9 protein-coding genes are annotated in these 11,583 nt (G+C 44.3%); 4 read left to right on the plus strand and 5 right to left on the minus strand.

From position 1 onward, the window contains the following. The first annotated feature begins 38 nt into the window (after positions 1-38). On the plus strand, positions 39-1,109 hold the full coding sequence (locus tag H6571_20285) for a hypothetical protein (protein MCB9326089.1): 1,071 nt from the start codon (positions 39-41) through the stop codon (positions 1,107-1,109). Positions 1,110-1,164: 55 nt separating this feature from the next. Here the strand turns inward: H6571_20285 and H6571_20290 are convergent, their stop codons facing one another. Beyond that, complete coding sequence (locus tag H6571_20290; GenBank protein ID MCB9326090.1) at positions 1,165-1,740, minus strand: SIS domain-containing protein; 576 nt, start codon at positions 1,738-1,740, stop codon at positions 1,165-1,167. Between the two features lie 186 nt (positions 1,741-1,926). Between H6571_20290 and H6571_20295 the strand changes: the two genes are divergently transcribed. After that, on the plus strand, positions 1,927-3,267 hold the full coding sequence (locus H6571_20295; protein ID MCB9326091.1) for a cytochrome ubiquinol oxidase subunit I: 1,341 nt from the start codon (positions 1,927-1,929) through the stop codon (positions 3,265-3,267). An 11-nt stretch (positions 3,268-3,278) separates the two neighbouring features. After that, on the plus strand, positions 3,279-4,355 hold the full coding sequence (gene cydB / locus H6571_20300) for a cytochrome d ubiquinol oxidase subunit II (protein MCB9326092.1): 1,077 nt from the start codon (positions 3,279-3,281) through the stop codon (positions 4,353-4,355). Positions 4,356-4,406: 51 nt separating this feature from the next. Here cydB and H6571_20305 read toward each other — a convergent pair whose 3' ends face one another. Next, on the minus strand, positions 4,407-5,735 hold the full coding sequence (locus H6571_20305) for a Na+ dependent nucleoside transporter (protein MCB9326093.1): 1,329 nt from the start codon (positions 5,733-5,735) through the stop codon (positions 4,407-4,409). A 321-nt stretch (positions 5,736-6,056) separates the two neighbouring features. On the opposite strand from H6571_20305, the gene H6571_20310 reads away from it, so the two are divergent. Beyond that, positions 6,057-6,875 carry an aminotransferase class IV gene (locus H6571_20310; GenBank protein ID MCB9326094.1) on the plus strand — a complete coding sequence of 273 codons (819 nt, stop codon included), beginning with the start codon at positions 6,057-6,059 and terminating at the stop codon, positions 6,873-6,875. A 355-nt stretch (positions 6,876-7,230) separates the two neighbouring features. Here H6571_20310 and tkt read toward each other — a convergent pair whose 3' ends face one another. The 3 genes from tkt to H6571_20325 form a co-directional block, all read right to left on the minus strand. After that, complete coding sequence (gene tkt, locus H6571_20315) at positions 7,231-9,231, minus strand: transketolase (protein MCB9326095.1); 2,001 nt, start codon at positions 9,229-9,231, stop codon at positions 7,231-7,233. A 29-nt stretch (positions 9,232-9,260) separates the two neighbouring features. Beyond that, the gene (locus H6571_20320) at positions 9,261-9,752 is read right to left on the minus strand and encodes a hypothetical protein (GenBank protein MCB9326096.1); all 492 of its coding nucleotides are present in this window, start codon (positions 9,750-9,752) and stop codon (positions 9,261-9,263) included. Between the two features lie 65 nt (positions 9,753-9,817). Next, a complete protein-coding gene (locus tag H6571_20325) occupies positions 9,818-11,530 on the minus strand; it encodes an amidohydrolase (GenBank protein MCB9326097.1) in 1,713 nt (570 codons plus the stop codon). Positions 11,531-11,583: the final 53 nt, after the last annotated feature.

Below are 11,583 nucleotides of genomic sequence, written 5' to 3' on the forward strand. Positions count from 1 at the left end.
ATTAGCCAGTAACCAGCAACAAGTAACCAGTAACAAGTATGACAGGCGACATTCCTTCGAAAAAGAAAATCGGTTTTAAGGTAAACGATGACCTTATGGCCTATCTCAAACGGCACAACCGGTATTTAAAATTGCCCGTTGAATATCAGGATCTTGCCCGTTACATGAGTTCTTTGCCTCTGCTCGATGCTGATGGAAACGATACCTTGTGGGAAACGGTTTATTATCCGGAATCAGATATGTCGGATTTGAACCGGGCACTTACCGAAATTTATGCTTTTCTTAAAACCGATGGAGATATTAGAGTGCAGGAACTCTTATCTGTTGCCAGGATTGATTTTTGCACCTTTGGCAATACACATCCCTTCCGTGTGCGCATCGTCAATAAGCTCAATGATAATTACGACCACTTTTATGTAAAAAAAGCAGATGCCTCCAGGATTTACGGGCTTGAGCTTGAGAATTTGTTGTCTCCAAACTACATGGGATATCTGGTTTATAAAGATACCATGATCGAAGAACACGTGTCGGGCATCCCGGGAGATGATTTTATCAAACACAATCTGGACACTTCAGAATTCAACCAAATCCGTATTGCCAAAGAATTCATCAAATTCAATGAACGTTGTTTTGTCCGACTGCTGGGGGATATGCGATCATACAATTATGTGGTTGATATAACCCCCGACATCGATGGCAACCAATACCGCCTGCGGGCCATAGATTTTGACCAGCAAAGTTATGAAGGACGAAAGAGCTTTTATTTGCCGCAGTTCTTCAAAGAAAACAATCCCATCATTTTCCTGGGGATTAAACATATGTCCCCGGAAACGGTACGCCAATACCAACTGGAAGAACGCAGTCTTATCGCCTTCAGGATAAAAAATTCACAAAAACGTGTCAGGGCACTGCTCAATGTGATGGCGATGGATCATATTTCCTCTACTGAAAAAGTGGAACAACTTCGCTCTGAAATGGCTTATCACCACAAAACCGACCAGTTCGACTTCTGTGAAACCATGGGACAGATTCTCCTGGTCAATTTGCAATTACTTTTGAAAAAAGATTTCAGGCAAAGTATTGGGGAGATTGAGATTGGCAATGCCTGAAAAAAGATTAAAGGCTAAAGACTGAAGGCTAAAGTGAAATCAAACTATCTCAGTATCATCCAAAAAGCTTTTTCTCCACCAATTCACAAATGATATGTCCCACCATAATGTGGCATTCCTGGATACGAGGTGTGACCAAGGAAGGGATATTGATCAAAAAATCGCAATTTTCTTTGAGTTTTCCGCCGGTTTCTCCCGTCATGCCAACGACAATCATCCCGATTTTCTGTGCGTCGGCTGCCGTCCTGATAATATTCTCCGAATTACCGGAAGTGGACAAGGCAAATAGAATATCCCCGGGCCGGCCGGCCGCTCTTACCATGCGGGCGTAAGCTTCCTCAAAACTGTAATCGTTGGCCATTGCCGTCAAAAAGGACGTATTGACATGCAAAGCCTCTGCAAACAATGGCTCGCGATCGATAAAAAATCTGCCCGACAACTCCCCCGCTAAATGTTGTGCATCGGCGGCGCTGCCACCATTTCCGCAAAAAAGAATCTTGCCTTTTTGCTCGAAAGTAATGATACACTTCTTTACCACCTCTTCAATGACCTCCATTAATCCTTCATCAGCCAACACCTTTTGTTTGGCGGTAATGGATTCAGAAATAATGGATTTTATACTCAATTTCATGTTGTTTAATTTTACCGCTAAGATAGAACTATTCTCCTTTTTGCCGTTTATTCATCTTATTTGTGATGAATAATACATTAATAAAGAATCGGTCATATTATTTTTGGCCTAACTTTGGATCAAGTTATTTTTCCTTTCTTTTAAGAAGGTTTTAATAACCATTGCCATCAAAAAAACAAGCCCAACATGGAAGACGCGATTCTTTACGATCGTTTACAATTTGCATTTACCATTACTTTTCACTATTTATTTCCACAGCTCACGATGGGCCTGGCTCTAATCATTGTATGGTTCAAATGGAAATTCATCAGGACTGAAAACGAAACGTACAACCATGCTTCAAAGTTTTGGGCTAAGATTTTTGCGGTAAATTTTGTCATGGGAGTGGTGACAGGGATTCCCATGGAATTCCAATTTGGAACCAATTGGGGGCGGTTTTCGGAATTAACAGGAAATATTATCGGACAGACTTTGGCCATGGAGGGCATGTTTTCCTTTTTTATGGAATCTACTTTCCTGGGATTATTTCTTTTTGGGGAAAAGTTATTGGGTCGAAAATTACATTTTCTTGCCGCTTTTATGATTTTCCTCGGCTCATGGTTAAGCGGTTTCCTCATCATTGCCACCCATTCATGGATGCAGCATCCTGTAGGTCACGAGATTTTGGCCAACGGAGAGTTTGTCCTAAAAAACTTTTCGGCTCTCTTTTCCAATCCCTGGCTGATCCCTTCTTTTTTGCACAACCAGGCAGCATCACTTGTAACGGCTTCTTTTGTTGTGTCAGGAACCGGAGCATTTTATTTGCTGGCAGAAAACCACAAAGATTTTGGTAAACTTTTCGTCAAAACAGGGGTAGCCTTCGGCTTAGCAGCCGCTCTTTTGGTCGCCTTTCCATTTGGAGACTGGATCGCCAAAAACGTCACAAAGTATCAACCGATTACCCTTGCCGGCATGGAAGGATTATTTGACAGTGAATCAGGAGCCCCCATGGTACTCATCGGCCAACCCAATATGAAAGAACAAAAAATGGATAATGCCATTCAGGTTCCCAATGTGTTGAGTATGCTGACTTATAAGCGTTGGGATGCAGAAGTGAAAGGGTTGAATGATTTCCCTAAGGAAGAATGGCCCACAAATATTCCCGGGCTTTATTATTCCTACCACATCATGGTAGGTCTGGGCACCATTTTCATCGGGTTATTATTACTGGTGGCTTTCTTTTGGTGGCGCAAAACACTGTTCCCAAAACGATGGATCATGTGGATTTTAATGTTCATGATTCCCTTTCCATACATTGCCAATATTGCGGGTTGGTATACAGCTGAATTGGGCCGGCAACCATGGCTGGTGTACGGTTTATTGAAAATGGCTGATGGTGCCTCAGAAACCGTATCGTCCGGTAATGCTTTATTTACATTACTCGGATTTATAGCCCTGTATTTCCTGCTCGGACTATTGTTCCTGCTGCTTGTTGGCAAAGTGATTTACCAGGGACCTGAAAGTAAAGTAAGATTGAAAGCCCATTAAAAATTTAAAAAATGATTGAGCTCTGGTTTATATTATTGGTTTTCATGTTGTCGATGTTCGTCATTTTGGACGGATTTGATTTTGGTGCCGGAATCATACATCTGTTTGTCGCCAAAACCGAAAAAGAAAAACAGCAAGCCATCCGGGCCATCGGTCCTTTCTGGGACGCCAATGAGGTTTGGCTCATCGCAGGCGGAGGCGTTTTGTTCATGGCTTTCCCAAAATATTATGCTGCTTCTTTCAGTGGTTTTTACCTGTCGCTGATCATCGTATTGTGGCTGTTGATCCTGAGGGGAATAGGAATGGAGTTGCGCAATTTATTGTCGCATCAAATGTGGCATACCCTTTGGGACAAAGTCTTCGGTATGTCCAGCCTGCTCCTGGCATTATTTTTTGGTACGGCCATGGGCAATGTTATCCGCGGCGCGAACCTTGGTGGCGTCGCTGGAGGTATTTCAAAATACGAACCACACAACTTTTTCCTGCCGCTGTGGAACCATCAATTTTCCCCTTTACACCAGGATCCCGGCGTATTAGACTGGTTCACCATCTCTATAGGGTTTATAGCCGCGCTGACGTTAACCATCCATGGGGCTAACTGGATTCTTTACAAAACCGATGGAGATTTAAATATTAAATTACAAAAAATTGTACCAAAATTGCTGTTCGCATTAATTCCGCTATTGGTACTTTCCCTGATTGAAGTTTTCCTGATAAAAAATTACATATTTGAAAATTACGCCAAATATCCTGTTTTGTTTTTGTTTCCGATAGCCGGACTGGCAGGGCTGGCAGGCATTTTTTATTACAACAAAAAGAAAGCCCACGGTAAGGCTTTTATGAGTTCGGCCATTTTTATTATGTCGGGCCTGGCGAGTAATGCCGTCGGTTTGTTCCCTAAATTACTCCCATCGACCAATTCAATCAATGAAGCCCTGACCATTTACAACTCAGGTTCCACCCATTACGGACTGAGTGTTGCCATTGTCTGGTGGCTGGTGGCTGTCGTATTGGTCATCATTTATTTTACTTTCGTACACCGAATTTTCCGTGGAAAGATAGACGAAAGTATCCATTACGAGCATTAATCCGATTAGCCGTTACCCGTATTAAATTAAAAGCCTGAACCAGTAAACCCATTAAACCAGCATCCCTGCCACAGTGGCCGTCAGGAAACAGGCAATGGTTCCCCCGACCAAAGCTTTAACCCCCAGTTCGGTAAGGTTTTGCCGTTGTCCCGGGGCAATGGCACTTATGCCTCCAATTTGTATGCCTATGGAACCAAAATTGGCAAACCCACAAAGCGCATAAGTGGTAATGATGAGCGATTTAGGGCTCATGGCCGTTTTAAGCCCTTCTAGATTGGCATAAGCCACAAATTCATTGATTGTCGTTTTGGTTCCCAGCAATTGGCCAACCACCATCAAATCGGAACTTTCCACGCCTATCAGCCAGGCCACTGGCGCAAAAAGGACTCCCAGAATGAATTCGAGGTTAAACCCCTGGTACTGGCCGGAGGTAATTTCTGCCACCCAGCCATTTAAACCTGTCCATGCGCCAACCATGTCCTGAAGAAGATAATTGACTAAAGCTACAAATGCAATAAAAACGAGTAACATAGCCCCAACATTAGCGGCCAGCCTGACCCCATCCGAAGTACCTCTTGAGATGGCATCCAGTATATTATTTCCGGCATCCTGGCGTGGAATATCGAGTTTCTGATCTTCCAGGGCCACTTTTTTACTTTCCGGCAACAGCATTTTGGCCGCCACAATGGCTGCCGGAGCGGAAATGATGGAGGCTGTAAGAAGGTGAGTGGCGAACATCTGCTTGGCCACAGGATCATCCCCTCCCAGAAAACCTACATAAGCCGCAAATACACTCCCGGCAATGGTAGCCATCCCTCCTGTCATCAGACACAGTATTTCGGAGCGCGACATGCCTTCCAGATAGGGTTTTATCACTAGAGGGGCCTCCGTTTGCCCGATAAACACATTCGCGGCAGCGGCAAGGCTCTCCGCGCCGGTGAGCCCCATCAGGCGTGTCATCACCCAGGCAAAGCCTTTGATAATAAGTTGCAATATGCCCAGGTAATACAACAAAGACGTCAAGGCAGAAAAGAATATGATGGTTGGCAAGACTTTAAAGATAAAAACGTACCCTATGGTAAAGGGATCTCCCGTTATTCCATTGGTCACCTGTGCCACTGCCGGCCATTTTCCAAGAACAAATTCAGCTCCCGCATTGGTAAAATCAAGTACCACTACAAAAAAACGGGCAATGCCATCAAAAACCATTCTTACAACAGGAATCTTTAAAATAGCAAAAGCCAGCACAATTTGCATGGAGGTTCCTACCCACACCACTTTCCATTTAATATTTTTTCGGTCACTACTTAAAAGGTAACATACGCCCAGGAAAAAGATCATGCCAATTGTTCCACGCAGGATGCTCATTAATGTGTCCATTGCTGTTATTTTTTGTTTACCAACCATACCTCCCCGGCCAATACCAGCCAGGCGAATAAAAGGTAGGAATTCACGGCAGTAGATGAATAAAAATAAATAATTCCGGTTGAAACGGAATTCGTTGAATCTTATACAAGGGATAAAAGTAGTAAAATTTTGTAATTATTTTGCTTTGCTCAAATTTTCAAAGGAATAAGGGTTTTTTATAACTAACAATTTTAAAAGAATAATCATAACCGGAAAAAGGTTTGTTCTATATTTGACTCGTTATTTTACATTATCAAACGATACCAGTATTTGGATATGGACATAAAATATCACATGATTAATGGAGCGCTTGTTCCTACCGACGAGGCCAAGCTTCACATCTCAGACCTTGCTATATTGCGTGGGTTTGGCATCTTCGATTATTTTCGGATAAAACGAGGCAAAGTCATCTTTCTGGAAGATCACCTGGAACGATTTTTCCGATCCGCCAGAATCATGAACATGCAGGTTCCTTATTCGGCTGAAGAAATTAGCGACATGATCGATGAACTTATTGAAAAAAACGGCCTCGATAAATTCAGTGTTCGCCTTCAACTCACCGGGGGGTATGCTCCTGATGCCTTTTCTCCGGTGAACCCTAACCTGTTCTTAATGTCCCAGCCTTTCCCTGTGGTGCCGGAAAAAATCCTAAAGAATGGCTCCCATGTTTTGACCTACGAGTACCAAAGGGAAATCCCCGAAGCCAAAACGATCAATTACCTCACCGGCATCAGGATAGCTCCTTTGATGGCTGAACACGAGGCGGATGCCGTTCTTTACCACGACGGAACCCATATCCGGGAATCCGATCGCTCCAATTTTTTTATCGTGAACCAGGACGGGGTTTTGGTCACCCCAAAAGATAAAATACTCTGGGGCGTCACCCGCAAAATTACCCTGAAAATAGCCCCCGACATTGTTAAAACCGAAGAAAGAGAAGTGACCCTGGAAGAAATGCGCAATGCCAAAGAAATGTTCCTGAGCAGTTCCACCAAATCCATCCTTCCAGTCACCAAACTGGACGGAAAGATCGTTGGCGACGGAAAGCCGGGGGAGGTTACCCAAAAGCTGATGAAGAGATTTCAGGAATATCTGGAGGCGTATTTGGATTAGTGGCTGATAGTGACCTCTTCGCACGCAGGTCATGTACACAGTCAAAAGTGTCGACTAAAAAATCAAAAAAGGGACGGTTCAATCTTCCAGGTTCAAATGGAGTAAAATTGAACGCAGTGAAATTGAATACTGATAGGTAGGGGCGGAAATTATATGATTATTTGAAGTATTTTTTAAATGTAAAACCTGGCCTGCTGCCGCAACGGAAGGCAGGTTTTTCGGTTTATTTCTTTTTGTGAAATAAAAATCCCGAATTTCAGCTAATCAGATAAAATTCGGGATGATTCATGTTATATTTCAGGCGTTCCCCAAAGGAAACTTTAATCTTTAGCCTTTAGTCTTTAGCCTTTAATCTTTAACCTTTTTTTACCTCTGCTACCACAGCTTCCGCGGTAATGCCGAATTTTTCGTAAAGAATTTCGTAAGGGGCAGAGGCACCGAAGTGATCCAGACCGATAACCTTACCAGCCGTACCAACATATTTGTACCATGACATCCTGGCACCGGCCTCAATGGCCACCCGGTTGGTTACCGAAACGGGCAACACAGAAGCTTTGTAGGCTTCACTTTGAGCATCAAATACATCGGTGGACGGCATGGAAACAATTCTAACCTTTTTGCCTTCTGCATTGAGTTTTTCTTTTGCTGAAAGCGCAATTTCCACTTCAGAACCTGCAGAAATGATGATACTGTCAAAGCCTGCGTCTTCCGTCAGCACATAGCCCCCTTTACGGGTATTATCTACGCTGGCATATTGTCCTGAACTGCGATCTATTGTCTTGAGGTTTTGCCTGGTCAACACCAGGGTGGTTGGGCCATCTTTGCGCAACAGGGCCATTTTCCATGCTTCAGCCGTTTCATTGGCATCCATCGGACGAATGACTGACATATTGGGCATCACCCTCAGGGAAGAAAGATGCTCGATCGGCTGGTGAGTAGGTCCGTCTTCGCCGAGTCCGATACTATCGTGGGTCATCACATAAATAACCGGAATACCCATCAGAGCGGCAAGGCGCATTGGTGGACGCATATAATCGGTAAAGACGAAGAAAGTTGCCCCGTAATTGATCACGCCTCCATGCAGTTGCATTCCGTTCATGATGGCTCCCATACCGTGTTCACGCACACCGTAGTGGATATAACGCCCGGTTCTGTTCTGTGGACTGTATGAAGTTTCTCCTTTCGGATCTGTTTTATTGGAAGGCGTAAGGTCTGCGGAACCACCGATTAATGCAGGAATACGCGGAGCCAGATGATCAAGTATTTTTCCAGAAGCCGCGCGGGTAGCCATACTGGAGCCGGCTTCAAATTCAGGAATATTTAAAGCTTCCTCGGAAACCTCAAGGGAGAGACAAGCATTAAAAGCAGTTTTTTTATCAGTATTGGCCGCTTCCCATGCTGATCTTAATCCGTTCCAATCTGATTCAAGCTTAGCGCCTTTTTTACCGATTCCTCTTGTAAAGTCAGCTACCTCTTCCGAAACATAAAAAAACTGTTCGGGTGATAATCCCAGGCTTGTTTTAGACAAAGCCACCTCACCTGCGCCAAGGGGTTCCCCGTGGGCTTTGGAGGTACCTCCCCTGTTGGGGCTGCCAAATCCGATGATTGTTTTGCATGCAATGATCGAAGGTTTATCCGGCACCATCCGGGCAGATTCGATGGCCGCATGAATGGCGTTTACGTCATGGCCGTCAATCCTTTGTGTGTGCCAGTCGTAGGCTTCATATCTTTTTAATACATCTTCCGAAAAAGAAAGATCCGTTGAACCGTCGATGGTAATCCCGTTATCGTCATAAAGCAGGATGAGCTTTCCAAGTTTATTATGCCCGGCAAAAGCACAGGCTTCGTGGGATACCCCTTCCTGCAAGTCCCCGTCACCGGCAAAAACATAAGTATAATGATCCACCAGATTATGAGCATCGCTATTAAACCTGGCGGCAAGAGACGACTCTGCAAGGGCCATTCCTACGGCATTCCCTAATCCCTGTCCCAGCGGGCCGGTAGTCGTTTCCACCCCCGGGGTTTCATGGAATTCAGGATGGCCGGCCGTTTTACTACCCCACTGTCTGAAATTTTTCAATTCCTCCAACGGCAAATCAAAACCATAGAGATGCAACAGGCTATAAAGCAGCATACTGCCATGTCCCCCCGAAAGAACAAACCTGTCTCTATTGAACCAGCCGGGGTTTTCGGGATTAAATTTCAGGAAGTCTGACCATAACACGGTGGCGACATCAGCCATTCCCATCGGCAAACCCGGGTGCCCGGAATTGGCGGCTTGAACTCCATCCATGGAGAGACCACGGATGATATTGGCTGTTCTTTTTAAGATTTCTTTTTGCTCAGCTGAATACATAGTTATTGTGTTGTTGATTTCGGAATCTCTTACTCCACTTTCGTTTGAAAAGCGACAAATTCGGCGGTGCCCACCTTACCTTCTTTATTGAGAAAAGTTAACTTTACTTTAAACCCATCCGTTAATTTAGTATTGCCAATGGCCTCAAGCAGAACCCCATAAATCTTTCCCTTATCAATCTTATGGCCCGCCAGCGCATTTTTGACATGAATGTTAGAACGGTCATTGATTTCCAGTTTGGTAAGCGTAACTTCCTCTCCTGTATTTTGAATTTTAAGGAAAGCATCTCTACCCAGGGGAGCGATCTGGAAAGTATGTAATTGAAGGCCGTGAACTTTGGCGGCAATACCTTGAGAGGCTGCAACCTTTTTGGGGCGACGAGCGCGTTTGATGATCCACCGCAACAAAATGATAATGATTAATCCTCCGGCAACATAACCCCATTCTTCGATGGTCATTGTTTTGGCAAATTCGATCGCTTTGTCCAACCAAACCCCGGCTTTATCCAGAAATTCATCCATGTTTTACGTATTGAAACGACAAAATTAACATTTTGCCCAAGGAACTGAAGCACTGCCTTGAAAATTTATCTTTGAAATTTTATCTGCCCTCCTACAATGGTCATTAAAACCTGTGTTTCCAAAATTTCAGCCTCTGTACAATGAACCAGGTCATTGGACAAAACCACCAAATCTGCCCATTTGCCTTTTTCCAAGGAACCTTTCTCGTTTTCTTCAAAAGCCGCATAGGCACAGGCTTTAGTATATGAATAAATAGCTTCTTCCCGTGTCAGTGCCTGTTCAGGGTAAAATTCAAATCCCGTATCCACACGCTTTCTGGTTACAGAAGCATAAAAATTCTCCAGCGGGTTTACATCTTCTACGGGGGTATCCGTTCCATTGGAGACAACAGCACCGCTATCCAGCAGCGACCGCCAGGCATAGGCTCCTTTTTGGGCTCGTTCCTGACCCAGCCTTTTTTCAACAAAAGGAGCATCTGAAGTACAATGAATTCCCTGCATCGAAGCAATCATCCCCAGTTCCTTAAAACGGGGAATGTCCGTTGTGTCAAGATGCTGTGCATGCTCCATACGCCATCTAAGGTCCTTTTTATCCGGATTTTCTTTAAAAACACGCTCCATGATATCTAATACTTCCCGATTGCCACGGTCACCAATGGCATGTACGCACAACTGCATATTATGATCTATCGCGAGTTTTGCAATGTTTTCAACCTCTTCCACGGGAGTGGTATTTTGTCCTTTGAAATTGGGCTTATCCTGGTAGCTTTCCAACAACCAGGCGCCATAAGATCCTAGGGCTCCGTCGATTTCCGTTTTGATGGCCCGACAAGTAAAATAACCTTCTCCAACCCCAATGATCGGAAAACCGTCCATGTGATCTTTCATTTCATCATAAGAATGACGCAACATGGCCCACAATCGAAGGTCAAGTGCTCCATTTTCGGCCATCTCCCGGTATTTTTCGATCTCTTCATAAGAAGAACCGGCATCCTGGAAAGAAGTGACCCCTTTTTTTAGGCATTCTTCCTGGGCCAGGGAAATACCTTTATTCCAAATGGCATCTGTTTTTTCTTTACTCAGGGAATCGAGATATTCCCGGTAAGCGCTTTTTATGAGATCCATAGCCGTCTCTTCAAAGACGCCAATCGCTTCCCCCTGCTGGCCACGAACGATCTCTCCCCCAATAGGGTTCGGCGTCTCATGGCTAATTCCGGCCAATTCCATGGCTTTTTCGTTGGCAAAAAGGGAATGCCCGCTTGCATGGATCAACATCACCGGGTTGTCAGGAGAAATTTCGCTTAAATGATCGTGGTAAGGATACCCTAAAACCTCCTTTTCCAGGCGTTCGTTCCATTTTTCCTGGTGCCAGCCCCTGCCGATGATCCAGTCGCCGGATGGAGTATTTTTTACCTTTTCCGCTACCTGCGCTACAATCTCGTTCCAGTTTTTTGATTTCAAAAAATTGAGATTGATCAAACTTGCCCCCAGGCTTGAAAAATGGCCGTGTCCTTCAATAAAGCCGGGCATGACAAATTCACCCTTTAGCTGGATCAGTTGCGTGGAATCTGATTGAAATTTCACTATCTCCTCATCGGTTCCCACGGCTATGATCTTCCCGTTTTTTACCGCCACCGCCTGTGCCCATGGATTTTGACCATCCATGGTTAAAATATTACCTCCAAGAATGATCGTATCCGCCCAGACCGTTTCAGGAGGGTTTTGACAACCGGAAAGAAAAAAGAGAACCAGACTGAATAATAAATATCTTACTTTCATAATATGGGTTTTCCGTAAAGATAATCGCAATTTATTGATAGCCATTTTGATTT

This window comes from Lewinellaceae bacterium (assembly GCA_020636105.1).
Classification (GTDB): domain Bacteria; phylum Bacteroidota; class Bacteroidia; order Chitinophagales; family Saprospiraceae; genus BCD1.